Origin of the sequence: Bradyrhizobium sp. SZCCHNRI3043, assembly GCF_032377735.1 — a bacterium.
Classification (GTDB): Bacteria; Pseudomonadota; Alphaproteobacteria; order Rhizobiales; family Xanthobacteraceae; genus Bradyrhizobium.
In genome coordinates this window covers 291,700-307,466 of record NZ_JAUHID010000002.1, presented here as the reverse complement: position 1 = coordinate 307,466, position 15,767 = coordinate 291,700, and the positions used below count along the sequence as shown (strand labels likewise).

Genomic DNA, 15,767 nt, shown 5'->3' with positions numbered 1-15,767 from the left:
CTCTAGTGATTGTCGCGCGGCACCGGCGAGCCGCTGCGGCCAACGAGAAAATCGAAATCAACGCCGCGATCCGCCTGCAGCACGTGATCGATGTAGAGCTTCTGATAGCCCCGGGCTGCATGCGGCTTCGGCGGCGTCCATGCGGCGCGGCGCGTCGCCAGCTCCTCGTCGCTGACATGCAGATGCAGCGCGCGGGCGGCAACGTCGAGCGTGATCATGTCGCCGTTCTTCACCAGCGCCAGCGGTCCACCGACGGTGGCCTCCGGCGCGACGTGCAGGACGACGGTGCCGTAGGCGGTGCCCGACATGCGCGCATCCGAGATGCGGATCATGTCGCGCACGCCCTGGCGCAGGAGCTTCGCCGGGAGCGGCATGTTGCCGACCTCGGCCATGCCCGGATAGCCCTTCGGTCCGCAGTTCTTCAGCACCATGATGCAGGACGCGTCGATGTCGAGATTGTCGTCGTCGACGGCGTCATGCATCTCCTCGACGCTCTCGAACACGACCGCGCGTCCCGTATGGTTCATCAGCTCCGGCGAGGCCGCCGACGGCTTGATGACGGCGCCATTGGGCGCGAGATTGCCGGTGAGGATCGCGATGCCGGCTTCCGTCTTGAACGGCGAGTCGAACGGGGTGATGACGTCGGCGTTCCAGTTCGGCGCGGCGGCGACGTTGTCCCATAGCGTCTTGCCGTTGACGGTGCGGGCGTCCTTGTGCAGCAGGCCGCGCTCGCCGAGCGCGCGCAACACGGCCGGCAGGCCGCCGGCGTAGTAGAAGTCCTCCATCAGGAAGCGGCCCGACGGCATCAGGTCGACCAGGCAATGCACGTCGCGGCAGAGCCGATCGAAATCATCGAGCGTCAGCTCGACGCCGACACGGCCAGCAATGGCGAGCAGATGCACCACGGCGTTGGTCGAGCCGCCGATCGCGGCCAGCGTGCGGATCGCATTCTCGAACGCCTGCCGCGTGAGGATGTCGGACGGCTTGAGATCCTCAGCAACCATCTCGACGATGCGGCGGCCGGCCATGCGCGCCAGCAGGTTGCGGCGCGCGTCCGCAGCAGGGATCGCTGCATTTTCCGGCAAGCCAATGCCGAGCGCTTCCACCATCGACGCCATGGTCGAGGCCGTGCCCATGGTCATGCAGCTGCCGGCGGAGCGGTTCATCCCGGCCTCGGCCTCGTGGAATTCCTTCAGCGTGATCTCGCCGGCACGCAGTTGCTCGCTCATCGAGATGATGTTGGTGCCGGAGCCGATGATCTGGCCACGATAGACGCCGCGCAGTTGTGGCCCGCCTGAAACACCGATCGCAGGCAGGTTGGCCGAGGCGGCGCCCATCAAGAGCGCCGGCGTGGTCTTGTCGCAGCCCATCAGCAGCACGACGCCGTCGAGCGGGTGCGCGCGGATCGCCTCCTCGACATCCATCGAGGCGAGGTTGCGGAACAGCATCGCGGTGGGACGCATCGTCACCTCGCCGAGCGAGGAGACGGGGAATTCGAGCGGATAGCCGCCGGCGTCGAGCACGCCCTGCCGGACATGCTCGGCGATGACGCGGAAATGCGCGTTGCAGGGCGTCAGCTCCGACCAGGTGTTGCAGATGCCGATGACCGGACGGCCCTCGAACCGGTCCTGCGGCGTGCCGCTGTTCTTCAGGAATGAGCGATAATAGAAGCCCATCTTGTCCTGGCGGCCGAACCACGCCTGGCTCCGCAGCGTCTTCTTCTCGTTGTCGTTGCTCATTCCCGGTCCGTTCGTGCAGCCGACTGGGCATGGCGCCGCCGGCCGTTGTAGATGACTTCGATCATCGCCTCGGAGGCGCCCTCGGCGTCTCGAGCGGCGATCGCGTCGATGATGCGCTGGTGCCAGACCAGCACGGTGTCGCGATCGGCAGTCTCGATCGGGGCGCTCAGGACGAACGAGGCGCGCAAGGCGGCTTCGATGACGGCGCCGATCGAGCGCATGAAGGGATTGCCGGAGGCATTGGCGATCGCGATGTGCAAAGCGAGGTCGGCTTCGGCGAAGGCGACCGAGGTCGACGGCTCGCGCTCCATCTGCGCCATTGCCTTGCTCATCGCGGCAAGATCGTCCTCGCTGCGGCGTTCGGCAGCGAGCGCCGCCGCGCGCGGCTCGATCGCCAGCCGGATCTCGGCGAGGTCGGCGAGGAAGCGCTTGTCGATGCCGGCATCGAGGTGCCAAGCCAGCACGTCGGGATCGAACATGTTCCAGTCCGAGCGTCCGCGCACCACGGTGCCGACGCGCGCCTTGGTCGACAGCAGCCCTTTTGCAACGAGCGTCTTCACGCTTTCGCGCAGCACCGGACGCGACACGCCGAACGTCGCCGTCAGCTCGGCATCGCCGGGCAGGCGCGCTCCCTCGGCCAGACGGCCGGAGATGATGTCGATGCCGATGCTGCGGGCGACCTCGGCATGATTGGAATGCGCGCGCCGTGTCGGAATCGAGACGAGCTGCGAGGTCATGTCCTCGCCCCCGCCGGTTTGATGGACGAGCGGCGCGCCAGCGCCATCAGACCTTGCTGCAGCGCAATGAAAACGAACAACAGAACCCCCGTGGCGATCTTGGTCCACCAGCTCGACAGCGTGCCGTCGAAGTTGATGTAGGTCTGGATCATGCCCTGGATCAGGACGCCAAGGAAGGTGCCGATGACGGAGCCCTGCCCGCCCGTCAACAATGTTCCGCCGATCACCACCGCGGCGATGGTGTCGAGCTCGACACCGACCGCAGAAAGCGAATATCCAGCCGCCGTGTAGAAGGAGAAGACGATGCCGGCGAGACCGGCAAGCACGCTGGACAGCATATAGATGCGGATCGTCATCGGCCCGACGGGAATGCCCATCAGGGCGGTCGCGGCGCGGCTGCCGCCGAGCGCATAGACGTTGGCGCCGAAACGGGTGAGGTGCAACAGCAGCGCGCTCAAAACCAGGATGACCAGCATCGCGATCGCAATCGCGGTGAGCCGGCCGCCGCCGGGCAGCCTGATCGCAAAATCGGACACGGCGCTGTAGACCGGGGCGGTGATCGGAATCGACTCGGTGGACAGCAGGAAGCTGACGCCGCGCGCCAGGAACATGCCCGCGAGGGTCACGATGAAGGGCGGCAGGTCGAAGACGTGGATGACGGCGCCCATCGCAGCGCCGAACAGCGCGCACAGCACCAGCACCAGCGCGAAGGCTGCGAAAGGCGGAATGCCCCAGCGCTCGACCGCGAGCGCCACGAACACGGTGGTGAAGCCGATCACCGAGCCGACCGACAGATCGATGCCGCCGGAGATGATGACGAAGGTCATGCCGGCCGCGACGATGCCAAGGAAGGCGTTGTCGGTGAGCAGATTGGCGACGACGCGGGTCGAGGCGATGTTCGGGAACTGCAGCGCGCACAGCGCGAAGCCGGCGACGAGGACGAAGGCGGTGATCGCAATCGAGGTCGATGCCCTCATGGCTTGGTCCTCCGCCAGCGCGCGGTGAAGCGCGAGAGATCGCCGATGCGCGGCGACTGCGCCAGCAGCACGGCGAGCACGACGACCGCCTTGACCAGCAGGTTGAGCTCCGGCGGATAGCCCGACAGCAGGATGCCGGTGTTCATGGCCTGGATGATCAGCGCGCCGGCGACCGCCAGCACCAGGCTGAATCGCCCGCCGAACAGCGAGGTGCCGCCGATGACCACGGCGAGGATCGCATCGAGCTCGAGCCACAGCCCGGCATTGTTGGCGTCGGCGCCCATGATGTCGGCGGCCGCAATGACGCCCGCGAGCGCGGCGCACAGTCCGCACCAGACATAGACCGACAGGATCATGGCGCGGGTGCCGACGCCGGAGAGCTCGCTCGCGCGTGCATTGCCCCCGGTCGCCTCGATCAGGAGCCCGAGCGCGGTGCCGCGCACGACCGCCCCCGTCACCAGCAGCATGCCGACCGCGATCACGATCGGCGTCGGCAGGCCGAGCACGGCGCCGTTGCCCATCCACACCAGGTCAGGCGACGTGAACGTGACGATGCGCCCCTCGGTGATGAGCTGCGCGATGCCGCGCCCGGCAACCATGAGGATGAGCGTGGCGACGATCGGCTGGATGCGCAGGACGGCGACGAGGATGCCGTTCCACAGCCCGCAGACGAGGCCGACGGCGAGCGCCGAGCCGATCACAACCGGCAGCGGCTGCGTATCGGCGAGGCTCGCCGCGGTGGCGCCTGCGATCGCCATCACGGCGCCGACCGAGAGATCGATGCCGCCGGTCGCGATCACCAGCACCATGCCGAGGGAGAGCAATGCCACCGGCGTGCCGCGGTTGAGCACGTCGATCACGCTGCCGAACAGCCGGCCATCCTGCAGATGCAGGTTGAAGAACTGCGGCGACACGGCGCGATCGATGATGAGGATCACGATCAGTGCCAGGGCTTGCGCGAAACCACGGCGCGGAATCCGGAGCGTCATGATGCAGCCCCGTGCGCCGGCTCGCCATCGGCGGCGATCGCCGCGAGGATGCTGGAAACTTCGACGGCGTCGCCCTTCAGCTCCTCGACATGGGCACGGTCGCGCAGCACGATGACGCGGTTGGAATAGGTGACGATCTCGTCGAGCTCCGAGGAGATCACGAGCAGGGCCAGGCCCTGCTCACACAGCTCGCGCACCAGGCGGATGATCTCGGCATGGGCACCGACGTCGATGCCGCGCGTCGGCTCGTCCAGAACGAGGAGCTTCGGCGACGTGGCGAGCCAACGCGCCAGCAGCGCCTTCTGCTGATTGCCGCCGGACAGCAGCCCGATCGGCCGTTCCGGATCGGGCGGCCTGATGTCGAGCAGGCGAATATAGCGCATCGCGATCTCATCCTGCTCGCGCCGCGACAGCGGCCGGTGCAGGCCGCGCCGGGCCTGCAGCGCCAGGATGATGTTCTCGCGCACGGTCAGATCGGCGACGATGCCCTCGGTCTTGCGCTCCTCCGGGCAATAGCCGAAGCCGAGCCCGGCGGCGTCGCGCGGCGAATTCAGCCGCACGGTCTCGCCGTTGACGGTGGCCGCGCCGCTGTCGACGCGCTCGGCGCCGAACACCAGCCGCGCCGTCTCGGTGCGGCCGGAGCCGAGCAGGCCGGCGAGCCCGACCACCTCGCCGCGGCGCAGCTCGAGATCGAACGGAGCGAGATAACCCTGCTTGCCATAGCCCTTGAAGCTGACACAGACCTCGCGTGCGGTCTCGGGCTGGCCAGCGGCACGTTCGCCGGTGGTCTCGGCGAGCTCGCGGCCCAGCATCATGCGGATCAGGTCGAGCCGCGGCAGATCGGCAATCTCGCGCGAGCCGATCAGCCGGCCGTTGCGCAGCACGGTGACGCGGTCGCAGATCTCGTAGACCTGGTCGAGGAAGTGGCTGACGAAGATGATGCCGATGCCATCAGCCGCGAGCTTTCGCATCACCTTGAACAGGATCTCGACCTCGTGGCGGTCGAGGCTCGCCGTGGGCTCGTCGAGAATGAGGACGCGCGCCGACAGATCGACGGCGCGCGCGATCGCCGCGATATGCTGGACCGCGACCGAGTAGCTCGAAAGCGGTGCGCCGACGTCGATGTCCAGCCCATAATCCAGCAGCAGCGCATGCGCGCGCCGCCGCATCTCGGCCTCGCGCACGACGCCGAAGCGCGTCGGCTGCCGACCGAGATAGAGATTCTGCGCCACCGAGAGGTTCGGCAGCAGATTCACCTCCTGATAGACGGTCGCGATGCCGGCGTCGACCGCGTCCTTGGCCGAGCGCGGCGCAATCTCGCGGTCCGCCAGCCGCACGGTGCCGGCGTCCCGCGCGAACACCCCGGTGACCACCTTGATCAGGGTCGACTTGCCGGCGCCGTTCTCGCCCAGCAGCGCGTGGATCTCGCCCTCACCCAGCGTGAAGTCGACATCACCAAGCGCCTTCAGCGCACCGAAGCTCTTGGCCAGGCCGCGGATTTCCAGCAGGGCTGGACGCATCGCCGGCGGAGCTGAACTATCAGACATGACGAACTACTTGGCGATCACCAGGAAGGTTGACGTCCGCACGATGTGCGGACGCCGGCGACTTGTCGTCCGTCGTCCCGGCGAGCGCCGGGACGACGGCTCAACAGCCAGGCTCAGTAGCCGAGGCCCTTCTTGCTGTCGTAGATCTTCTGCGGCTCGTCAGCGGCCGTGTAGAGCTTCGATTCCGTCTGGATCCACTTCGGCGGAACGGTGCCCTTCTCCTTGAAGGCGACGATAGCGTCGAAGGCCGGGCCCGCCATGTTCGGCGTCAGCTCGACGGTCGCATTGGCTTCGCCGGCGGCGATCGCCTTGAAGATATCCGGCACGGCGTCGATCGAGACGGTCAGGACGTCCTTGCCCGGCTTGAGCCCGGCTTCCTTCATCGCCTGGATCGCGCCGACCATCATGTCGTCGTTGTGGGCATAGACCGCGCAGATCGACTTGCCGCCGTTCTCGGCCTTGATGAAGCTCTCCATCACCTCTTTGCCCTTGGCACGGGTGAAGTCGCCGGTCTGGCTGCGCACGACCTTCAGGTTGGCATTCTTGGCGACGACCGCGTCAAAACCCTTCTTGCGGTTGGTGGCGACGCTGGCGCCGACCGTGCCCTGCAGCTCGACGACGTTGCAGGCCTTGCCACCGACGGTCTTGGCGAGCCACTCGCCGGCGACCTCGCCTTCATGCACGCTGTCGGAGGTGACGGCGGTCAGATAGAGGTCCTTGCCCGACGGATCGATGTCACGGTCGAGCAGCACCACCGGAATCTTGGCTTCCTTAGCTTCCTTCAGCACGGCATCCCAGCCCGAGGCCACGACCGGCGCGAGGAAGATCGCATCCACCCCCTGCGCGATGAAGGAGCGGATCGCCTTGATCTGGTTTTCCTGCTTCTGCTGCGCGTCGGCGATCTTCAGGTTGATCTTGCGCTTGGCGGCTTCCGACTTGGAGACGGAGGTCTCGGCGGCGCGCCAGCCGGACTCGGAGCCGATCTGCGAGAAGCCGACGGTCAGTTCGGCGGCGCTGGCGGACGTGGCAAGCAACAAGGCGGCCGTCGCGGAGGCCGCAAAGAGGGCTTTCAGGGTCATCAGGCGTTCTCTCCCAAAATGATCTGTTTTGGATGCGCCACCGCTTCGAGCGGTGTCGTCGCACCTTTTCAGCCGGCCTTAACAGCCGACGCGCCCGTTATTCCACGGAACCTCAGGGCTGACTAGTCATATTATTTGACTGTAATACTTTTTGAAAAGGATGTGCGAGCCCGCGCGCGCACACTGCCCAAGAGCGACAGCATACACCAATGAAATCTTAAGTTGTCAGCAGCGTTCAGCTAGCGCAGCTTGGTCGCCTCTCGGGCGCGCAGCTCGATCGCGGCCCAGGCGCCGGCCCTGATGTCCGCCGCTGGCGCGACCCAGGAGCCACCGATCGCAACGACCTTCTTGTGCGCGAGCCATTGCGCGGCGTTGCCGGCATTGATGCCGCCGGTCGGGCAGAAGCGCACGCTCGGGAATGGTCCGGCCAGCGCATCGAGCGCGGCAAGTCCGCCGGCCGGCACCGCCGGAAAGAACTTCACCAGCTCATAGCCGCGCGTCACGCAGGCGATGAGATCCGACGCGGTCTGGACGCCCGGCGCGAACGGCAGCTCGCCGGCATTCGCTGCATCCAGCAGCTCGATCGACAGCCCCGGACTGATCGCAAACGCCGCGCCAAGCCTGGCCGCGCGCTCGTAGTCCGCCGGTGTCAGCACCGTGCCAATTCCGACCACGGCATCCGGCACCTCGCCAATGATGGCCCGCGCAGCATCGAGACCAGCTTGCGTGCGCAAGGTGATCTCGATCACGCGCAGACCACCGCTCACAAGGGCGCGCGCCAGCGGCACGGCGTGCGCCGCATCGTCAATGGTGATCACGGGGATCACCGGCGCCAGCGCGAGCACCGCATCGAGCTTCGCGCGCTTGTCCAGAGTGCTCATCACGCCTCGCTCATCGCCAGAATGTCCCGTGGCATCGCGGTTGCCGGAATCACGGCCCCCGGCGCCATGATCACGGCCCCCGCCAGCCGATGGCCCGCCAACGCCGCCTTCCGTGGCGGCACACCCTTGATGCGCGCGGCCAGGTAACCCGCATTGAAGGAATCGCCGGCCGCCGTGGTGTCGATCGGCTTGAGCACCGCGGGCGGCGCGATGTCGACCAGCACGCCATCGGCATGGATCAGACAGCCGCGCGCGCCGCGCTTGACGACGACTTCGCCCACGCCGGCATCCTTGAAGCGGCGCAGGCTGACCGACGCATCGGAATCGCCGAACAGCATCTGCTCGTCCTCCAGCGTCGGCAGCGCAACGTCGACCAGCGGCAGGATCGCGCGGAATGCGCGTTGCGCCGCCTCGCGGCTGGCCCAGCCGCGCGGCCGATAGTTGCCGTCGAAGGCGACCCGCGCTCCGCGCTTGCGCGCCACCGTCAAGAGCTCGCGCAGCTTGGCCTTGCCGGTCTCGCCGTACAGCGAGAGGCTGATGCCGGAGAGATAGATCCAGTCGAAGCGCGAAAGCCTGTCGAGCATGTCGCTGTCGGCGCGATCGAACAGCTCGCGCGCCGGCGCGCGGTCGCGCCAATAGAGGAAGCTGCGCTCGCCCTTGGCATCGCGCTCGATCATGTACAGGCCGGGCACGCGGCCCTCGACCTGCAGCACCTCCGAGGTGTCGATGCCCTCGCCCTGCCAGGCCGCGAGCATCATGGCACTCAAGGGATCATCGCCGAGCGCCGTGACGTAGGAGGTGGGCACGCCGAGCCGGGCCAGATAGAGCGCCGTGTTGAGCGTGTCACCGCCGAAGCCGCGCCGGAACAGACTGCCGTCCTCCTGCGCGAACTCCACCATGCACTCTCCGATGCAGGCGACTTTCATCGGCGTCGATCCATCCATCAAAACGTCAAATGAACCTTCATCGACCGGCTTCGATCGCTGGCGAGCTCGAAGGCGGCAACCGCCTGCTCGAATGGCAGCGCGGCCGAGATCAATGGCTTGACGTCGAGCAGCCCCTCGCCCATCAGCCGCACCGCCAGCTCGAATTCGCGGTCGAACCGGAACGTGCCGCGCAATTGCAGCTCCTTCGTGACCAGCGTGTTGACCGGCAGGGTCATCTCGCCGCCGAGCCCGAGCTGGACGATGATGCCGCCGGGCCTGATGACATCCAGTGCGGCACGCAGCGCGGCCTGGTTGCCGGACGCCTCGAACAGCACGTCGAACGTGCCCTTGCCGGCCCGCCACGGATCGAGCGCGGACGGCTCCGCACCGACATTGAACGCATGGCTGGCGCCGAGCGCGCGCGCCACCGCAAGCGGCGCATCGGCGACGTCGGTTGCCACGATCTCGGCCGCGCCGCCGTAACGCGCAACCAGGATCGACAGTGCACCGATCGGGCCGCAGCCGGTCACCAGCACGCGCTTGCCGAGCAGCGAGCCGGCCTGATGCGCCGCATGCAGACACACTGACAGCGGCTCGGCCATTGCGGCCTCACCGAGCGACAGCGACGGCGCGATCGGAACAGCCTGCGCGGCATCGACGGTGACGAATTCGCGGAAGCCGCCCTGCACATGGGGATCGCGCATCGCGCTGCCCATGAAGCGCATGTCCAGGCACTGGTTGCGCAGCCCCTCGTGGCAATAGACACATCTGCCGCACGGCAGGCTCGGGTTGACCGCGACGCGCGCGCCTTCGGCAAGGCCGCTGACGCCGCTGCCCACCGCGGCAACGATGCCGGCGATCTCATGGCCCAGGGCCATCGGCTGCTTGATCCTGACGGTGCCGAAGCCGCCATGATGATAGTAGTGCAGGTCCGAGCCGCAGATGCCGCCGGCTTCGATCTTGACCCGGACCTCTCCTGCCCCGGGCGCCGGATCGGGATAGCTGTCGATGCGCAGATCCTTGGGCGCATGAATCACGACGGCTCGCATCGGCTGTTCTCCCTGGCTCGTTGTCCCGGCCGATCCTACATCGACGCCAGCATGCCGCCATCGACATAGATGGTCTGGCCGTTGACATAGGTGGAGGCCTCGGAGGCCAGGAAGATTGCGGTGCCGACCAGCTCGTCCGGACGGCCCCAGCGCTTCGCCGGGACGCGCGACATCAGCCAATTGTTGAAGTCGGGATTGCTCATCAACGCCTGGTTCATGTCGGTCAGCATGTAGCCGGGACCGATCGCATTGGCCTGGATGCCGTGCGCCGCCCATTCGACCGCCATCGCACGGGTCAGGTTGCGGATGCCGCCCTTGGCCGTGGTGTAGGGTCCGATCGTCGGCCGCGCCAGCTCGCTGCCGAGCGAGCCGATGTTGATGATCTTGCCGCTCTTGCGCGGGATCATCCGCTTGGCGGCCTCGCGCCCGATCACGAAGGCGCTGGTGAGATTGGTCTCGATGATCCGGCGCCACTCGTCGGTGGTGAACTCGACCAGCGGCTTGCGGTGCTGGACGCCGGCATTGTTGACGAGGATGTCGATCGCAATCCCCTCGTCATCGAAGCGCGCGAAGGCGCGGACGACGGCCTCTTCGTCGGTCACGTCGAACGGACAGGCCTCGGCCTGATGGCCCACGGCGCGGAATTCCTCCACGGCTGCCAGCGTGCGCGCCGGGTCGGTGCCGTTGATGACGAGCCGCGCGCCAGCCTTGGCGAAGCCTTCGGCGATGGCGCGGCCGAGGCCACGCGAGGACCCGGTCACCAGCGCGGTCTTGCCGGAGAGATCGAAGAGCGAGGTCGACATCGGTTCAACTCGTGGAAGGCTTCGGGCCGGCATCCTCGGTCACGCGACGCGCCCTGACAAGCGCGTTATCCTGCCCTGCCGATCAAACCGGGAGACGGTTAATGGCCGCTACCGCGGTCATGACGCCGCGGATCTCGGCAAGACCTTTGAGCCGGCCGACCAGCGGATAGCCTGGATGGGTGCCGCGACCGATGTCGTCCGCCAGTTCGTGGCCGTGGTCGGGCCGGAACGGAATCCGCCAGTCCGGCTCACCCTCGGCCTTGCGGCGAGCCTGCTCCTTCAGCAAGGTCGTCACGACCGCAACCATGTCCACGTCGCCGCGCAGATGCTCCGCCTCCATGAACGAGCCGTCGAGCATTTTGGTGACGTTGCGCAGATGCACGAAGCGGATGTGCGGAGCGAAGCGCTCGGCGAGCGCCGGCACGTTGTTCTGTCCGCCGGCGCCGAGCGCGCCGGTGCAGAACGTGATGCCATTGGCCTTGGACGGGGCGGCGTCGACGATGAACTGCAGATCATCGGCTGACGACACCACGCGCGGCAGGCCGAACAGGTCCCGCGGCGGATCGTCCGGATGGACGCACAGGCTGACGCCGCACTCCTCCGCCGTGGGTACCACCTCGCGCAGGAAGCGCGCGTAGTTGGCGCGCAGCTCGGCATGGCCAATGCCGCGATATTTCTCCAGCATGCCGCGCAGGCCCGGCACGTCGTAGCGATCGTAGGCCCCCGGCAGCCCCGCCATGATGGTCGCGAGCAGACGGTCCTTGTCGGATTCCGATGCCTGCGCCACCCACGCGCGGGCACGGTCGAGCACGTCGGAGGAGAACTCCGCCTCGGCGCCGGGGCGCTGCAGGATGTAGCAGTCGAACGCGGCGAAGCGATCCTGATCGAAGCGCAGCGCGGTGGCGCCGCCAGGCAGGCGGAAGGCGAGCTCGGTGCGGGTCCAGTCCAGCACGGCCATGAAATTGTAGCAGACGGTGGTGACGCCGCAGGCCGCGAGGTTGCGCAGCGACTGCCGGTAATTGTCGAACAGGTCAGAGAGGTCGCCCTCGCCGAGCTTGATCGCCTCCGACACGGGCAGGCTCTCGACCACGCTCCAGCGCAGCCGCAGCGATGAATCACCCTCGATCATGCCGATGCGCTTGACGATCTCATCCGTGCTCCACACCACGCCATAGGGAATGTGGTGCAGCGCGGTCACGATGCCGGTCGCGCCGGTCTGGCGGACCTGCGGCAGTGTGATGGGATCATCCGGTCCGAACCAGCGCCACGTCTGTTCCATGTCGTCCACCTTCCAAAATGATTCACGCGCGCGGTCAGCGCCGCCGCCGCGTCCTTGTGCGCGGCTCGGCCTGCGCCAACTCTTCCTGCCGTGCGAAAATGCCGTCAGCGCGGCGGAACACCTCGCGCAAATGACGGCGCATCGCTGCCACCGCCTGGGCCTCGTTGCAGGCCGCGAGCCCGTCCAGGATCTCCTGATGCTGCGCGATCAGGAGCGGAATGTGGCCGGCATCCTCGATCAAGGTCAGATGCCGGACGCGGTCGAAATGGATCTTGGTCTGGCGGATCACCTGCCAGACATGCGGATGCCGGCTGGTGCGGGCGATGGTCTGGTGGAACGCCTCGTCATGGGCGTAGAACTCCGCCGGCGTCGCCGCCGCCTTCTGTTTCTCGATCAGCTTGTTCAGCTCGCGCAGCGAGGTTGCATCCATGTAGCGCACGGCCTCGGCAACCAGCGCACATTCGAGATGCTCGCGGATGAACTGGGCCTCGCCGAACGCCTCGCGCGACACCGGCGCGACGACGCTGCCGCTCTGCGGATAGATTCGGACCAGATCGACATCGGCGAGCTTGATCAGCGCCTCGCGCACCGGCGTGCGGCTGACGCCGAGTCGCTCGCACAGATCGAGCTCGGCCATCGGCGTCCCCGGCGGCAGCGCGCCGGAGACGATGTCCTCGAGCAGCCGCTCATAGACCTGGTCGGCGAGCCGCCGCCCGGCCTTGCCGTCCATTCGCGTCAGCGGTGTCAGATCGTCATCCATGACGGCAGTCTATCCGATTCACAGGAAGCCGATCGAGATCCATGGCAGGAACACGATCAGCAGCAGCGCAACCACGAGCGCGGCGAGATGCGGCCAGACATGGCGGATGACCTCGTCGGGCGAGGCACGGCCGATGGCGCAGGCGAGATAGAAGCCGACGCCGAACGGCGGCGTGAACAGGCCGAGCCCCATCGCGAACACCGCGATGATGGCGTAGTGCACCTCGTGCACGCCCATCATCCGCGCGATCGGGAACAGCAGCGGCCCGAACAGAACCACGGCCGGCACGCCTTCCAGCACGCTGCCGAGCACGACGAAGGCGAGGGCCGAGATCAAGAGGAAGCCCCAGCGGCCGCCGGGTACGGCGACCATGAGATCGACGAGCTGTTGCGAGAAGCCGGACTGGGTCAGCGCCCAGGCCATGCCGGTGGCCGCACCCACCACCAGCAGGATCGCGCCGGACAGCGAGGCGGTATCGACCAGGATCGGATAGACCCGCTTCCAGTCGAACTGGCGATAGACGAAGATGCCGACCAGCACCGTGTAGATGACCCCGATGGCAGCGACCTCGGTCGCGGTGGCGACGCCCTCGACCACCGCCGAACGGATGACGATCGGCAGGCCGAGGCCGGGGATCGAGATCGCGAACAGCTTCAGCCGCGTCTTGGCATCAAATCGTTGCGCGCCACCCATGTCCTCCTTGCGGGTCTGCATGAAGACCACGACGGAGAGCGCGATCAGGCCAACGACCGCCGGCAGCAGCCCGCCGGTGAACAGCGCGGCGATCGATACGCCCGTGACGGATCCGACCGTGATCAGCACGATCGAGGGTGGGATCGTCTCCGACATCACGGCCGAGGCCGACAGCAGCGACACCAGATCGCCCTCCCGGCTGCCGCGCTGCTTCATCTCCGGAAACAGCGCCGGCGCGACCGCCGCCATGTCGGCCGCCTTGGCGCCGGAGATGCCGGAGACCAGGTACATCGCGCCGAGCAGCACGTATTGCAGGCCACCGCGGAGATGGCCGATCAGCGACACGAGAAACAGGATCATCGCCCGCGCCAGCCCGGCGATCTCGATCAGCGCTCCCAGCAGCACGAACATCGGCACCGCCAACAGCACCATGTGCGACATGCCCTCGCTGACCCGGCCGGGTACAATCGAGACGGGCACCGTGGTGCTGAAATGCAAGTAGGCGACGGTCGCGAGCAGGAAGGCGAAAGCGATCGGCGCGCCGATCACCATCGCAGCCGCGACGAGGACGAAGAAGAAGATCACGAGATTGTAGTTGCCGAGATCCTCCAGCACGGGCGCGGCGGCATAGAGCACGCCTGCCCCCGCCAGCACCAGCGCCAACGCGCCGACGATCTGAGGCAAGCTCGCCTGCTCGATCAGCCGGTCGACGGCGGTCAGCAGCATCAGCAGCACACCGACCAGCATCGCGGCCTCGCGAAAACCTTCGCTGATCTCGAGCACCGGCATCCGGCTGATCATATGGCTTTCGAGATGATGCCAGGACGGCATCACCAGCGCGACCAGCACGGTGCAGACCAGCATCAGCCCAAGCGCATCGGTGCGTGCCCGCCATGCCGGCGAGAGGTTGCGCACAAAGGCGGTGAGCCGCATGTGCTCGGCGCGGCGCAGCGCGACGACGGCACCGAGCATCGCCAGCCACACGAACAGCACGGTCGCGAGTTCGTCGGACCAGATCAAGGGCGCATTGAAGACGTAGCGCGCGGCCGTCGCAGCACCGAGCAGTACCAGCTCGGCAACGACGAGAGCAGCGGCCAGCGCCTCGACCGTGCGGCCGAGCAGCTGATCGAAACGCGCGAACGCGCCATGCGACGGCACAGGAGTCGTCGCTGTCATGTCAACGGCCATTGCATCCTCCCCGCAGATTGCTTGCGCGTCCGCGCGCGATGCCAGCCTCAGAGCTGGCCGACCGACTTCTCGAGCAGGCCCCAGGCCTCGGCGCCGAACTTGGTCTTCCACTCGGTGTAGAAGCCGGCGGTGCGCAACGCGTCACGGAACGGCTTGGTGTCGACCTTGTTGAACGCGACGCCTCCCGCCTGCATTTCGGCTTGCGCCTTTTCGTTGAAGCTCTGGATGTCCTGCCGCTCCTTCACGGCGGCCTCCGACAGCGCCGCGGTGATGGCGTCGCGCACGTCGGCGGGCAGACCGTTCCAGCGCGTCGCATTGGCGAAGATGTGGTGACCGTCCCAGATATGGCCGGATAGCGCGATGTATTTCTGCACCTCGTAGAGCTTGGCGCTCTGGATCAGCGCCAGCGGATTCTCCTGGCCGTCGACGATGTGCGTCTGCAGCGCCGCATAAAGCTCGCCGAAATTGATCGGCGTCGGCGCAGCACCGAGCGTCTTGAACAGCGTCACCCACAGCGGATTGCCGGGCACGCGGATCTTGAAGCCCTTGAGATCGTCGGGCGAGGCGATCGGCTTGGCGCCGGAGGTGATGTTGCGATAGCCATTGTCGAGGCATTTCGGGAGCACGTGCAGGCCGACCTTGGCGAACTCGCCGCGCACATGGTTGCCGAGATCGCCGTCCATCGCCGACCACACCTGGTCGTAACTCTCGAACGCGAACGCCACCGCATTGATGCCGCCGATCGGCACCACCGTCTGGTTCACACCTGACGTCGACATGAAGTCGAGCGCGCCGCTGCGCACCTGCGAGAACATGTCGGGCTCGCTGCCGAGCTGGCTGTTCGGATAGACCTGCAGGTCGACCAGACCACTGGTCTGCTTCTTGATGACCTCCGACGCCTCGATGATTCTGATGACGCCGGGATGGGTGGCGGGAAACGCCGTGCCGTAACGCAGGCGATACTTCGCGGATTGGGCGTGGGCCGGTCCAAACGCCAGGGCTGAGGCCCCCGCGAGCGCGGTGCCGACGAAGCTTCGACGGGACATGGATGTGGCTGAAGACATTGGCAAACCTCCCCTGCCGGCCCGCTGTGGGGCCTTTTGTATGTCATTCCTGCAAC

General features: G+C 67.0%; 14 protein-coding genes. All 14 read right to left on the bottom strand.

All coding sequences use genetic code 11. From position 1 onward, the window contains the following. Positions 1–2: 2 nt before the first annotated feature. A complete protein-coding gene (locus QX124_RS07170) occupies positions 3–1,739 on the bottom strand; it encodes an IlvD/Edd family dehydratase (RefSeq protein ID WP_315738465.1) in 1,737 nt (578 codons plus the stop codon). Next, entirely contained in the window at positions 1,736–2,476 is a 741-nt protein-coding gene (locus QX124_RS07165; RefSeq protein WP_315772067.1) for a FadR/GntR family transcriptional regulator, read from the bottom strand. The genes QX124_RS07170 and QX124_RS07165 overlap by 4 nt, the downstream gene beginning before the upstream one ends. Next, a complete protein-coding gene (yjfF, locus tag QX124_RS07160) occupies positions 2,473–3,453 on the bottom strand; it encodes a galactofuranose ABC transporter, permease protein YjfF (RefSeq protein ID WP_315796770.1) in 981 nt (326 codons plus the stop codon). The genes QX124_RS07165 and yjfF overlap by 4 nt, the downstream gene beginning before the upstream one ends. Further along, complete coding sequence (locus tag QX124_RS07155) at positions 3,450–4,442, bottom strand: ABC transporter permease (protein ID WP_315796769.1); 993 nt, start codon at positions 4,440–4,442, stop codon at positions 3,450–3,452. Before QX124_RS07155 ends, yjfF begins: the two co-directional genes overlap by 4 nt. Then, on the bottom strand, positions 4,439–5,989 hold the full coding sequence (locus tag QX124_RS07150; RefSeq protein WP_315796768.1) for a sugar ABC transporter ATP-binding protein: 1,551 nt from the start codon (positions 5,987–5,989) through the stop codon (positions 4,439–4,441). Before QX124_RS07150 ends, QX124_RS07155 begins: the two co-directional genes overlap by 4 nt. 113 nt (positions 5,990–6,102) lie before the next feature. Next, positions 6,103–7,068 (bottom strand): galactofuranose ABC transporter, galactofuranose-binding protein YtfQ, encoded by a 966-nt coding sequence (gene ytfQ / locus QX124_RS07145; protein ID WP_315796767.1) that lies wholly within the window; start codon positions 7,066–7,068, stop codon positions 6,103–6,105. Between the two features lie 239 nt (positions 7,069–7,307). Then, positions 7,308–7,952 carry a bifunctional 4-hydroxy-2-oxoglutarate aldolase/2-dehydro-3-deoxy-phosphogluconate aldolase gene (gene eda, locus QX124_RS07140; RefSeq protein WP_315796766.1) on the bottom strand — a complete coding sequence of 215 codons (645 nt, stop codon included), beginning with the start codon at positions 7,950–7,952 and terminating at the stop codon, positions 7,308–7,310. Then, a complete protein-coding gene (locus tag QX124_RS07135) occupies positions 7,949–8,845 on the bottom strand; it encodes a sugar kinase (protein ID WP_409997675.1) in 897 nt (298 codons plus the stop codon). Before QX124_RS07135 ends, eda begins: the two co-directional genes overlap by 4 nt. 47 nt (positions 8,846–8,892) lie before the next feature. Then, a complete protein-coding gene (locus tag QX124_RS07130) occupies positions 8,893–9,924 on the bottom strand; it encodes an L-idonate 5-dehydrogenase (protein WP_315796764.1) in 1,032 nt (343 codons plus the stop codon). 35 nt (positions 9,925–9,959) lie between these two features. Continuing rightward, complete coding sequence (locus QX124_RS07125) at positions 9,960–10,727, bottom strand: SDR family oxidoreductase (RefSeq protein ID WP_315796763.1); 768 nt, start codon at positions 10,725–10,727, stop codon at positions 9,960–9,962. Positions 10,728–10,809: 82 nt separating this feature from the next. Next, positions 10,810–12,006, bottom strand: a complete 1,197-nt coding sequence (uxuA, locus tag QX124_RS07120) for a mannonate dehydratase (RefSeq protein ID WP_315796762.1) — start codon at positions 12,004–12,006, stop codon at positions 10,810–10,812. Between the two features lie 34 nt (positions 12,007–12,040). Next, entirely contained in the window at positions 12,041–12,766 is a 726-nt protein-coding gene (locus QX124_RS07115) for a GntR family transcriptional regulator (protein WP_315776059.1), read from the bottom strand. A gap of 18 nt (positions 12,767–12,784) precedes the next feature. Continuing rightward, on the bottom strand, positions 12,785–14,647 hold the full coding sequence (locus tag QX124_RS07110; RefSeq protein ID WP_315796761.1) for a TRAP transporter large permease subunit: 1,863 nt from the start codon (positions 14,645–14,647) through the stop codon (positions 12,785–12,787). A gap of 47 nt (positions 14,648–14,694) precedes the next feature. Then, positions 14,695–15,711, bottom strand: a complete 1,017-nt coding sequence (locus QX124_RS07105) for a TRAP transporter substrate-binding protein (RefSeq protein ID WP_315796760.1) — start codon at positions 15,709–15,711, stop codon at positions 14,695–14,697. Positions 15,712–15,767 lie beyond the last annotated feature (56 nt).

Bases quoted from the DNA above. Each gene is read 5' to 3' on its own strand.
- QX124_RS07115 (WP_315776059.1), bottom strand. From the start codon at position 12,766: ATGGATGACGATCTGACACCGCTGACGCGAATGGACGGCAAGGCCGGG.
- QX124_RS07130 (WP_315796764.1), bottom strand. From the start codon at position 9,924: ATGCGAGCCGTCGTGATTCATGCGCCCAAGGATCTGCGCATCGACAGC.
- yjfF (WP_315796770.1), bottom strand. From the start codon at position 3,453: ATGAGGGCATCGACCTCGATTGCGATCACCGCCTTCGTCCTCGTCGCC.
- QX124_RS07165 (WP_315772067.1), bottom strand. From the start codon at position 2,476: ATGACCTCGCAGCTCGTCTCGATTCCGACACGGCGCGCGCATTCCAAT.
- ytfQ (WP_315796767.1), bottom strand. From the start codon at position 7,068: ATGACCCTGAAAGCCCTCTTTGCGGCCTCCGCGACGGCCGCCTTGTTG.
- QX124_RS07105 (WP_315796760.1), bottom strand. From the start codon at position 15,711: ATGTCTTCAGCCACATCCATGTCCCGTCGAAGCTTCGTCGGCACCGCG.
- uxuA (WP_315796762.1), bottom strand. From the start codon at position 12,006: ATGGAACAGACGTGGCGCTGGTTCGGACCGGATGATCCCATCACACTG.
- QX124_RS07110 (WP_315796761.1), bottom strand. From the start codon at position 14,647: ATGGCCGTTGACATGACAGCGACGACTCCTGTGCCGTCGCATGGCGCG.
- QX124_RS07125 (WP_315796763.1), bottom strand. From the start codon at position 10,727: ATGTCGACCTCGCTCTTCGATCTCTCCGGCAAGACCGCGCTGGTGACC.
- QX124_RS07150 (WP_315796768.1), bottom strand. From the start codon at position 5,989: ATGTCTGATAGTTCAGCTCCGCCGGCGATGCGTCCAGCCCTGCTGGAA.
- QX124_RS07170 (WP_315738465.1), bottom strand. From the start codon at position 1,739: ATGAGCAACGACAACGAGAAGAAGACGCTGCGGAGCCAGGCGTGGTTC.
- QX124_RS07155 (WP_315796769.1), bottom strand. From the start codon at position 4,442: ATGACGCTCCGGATTCCGCGCCGTGGTTTCGCGCAAGCCCTGGCACTG.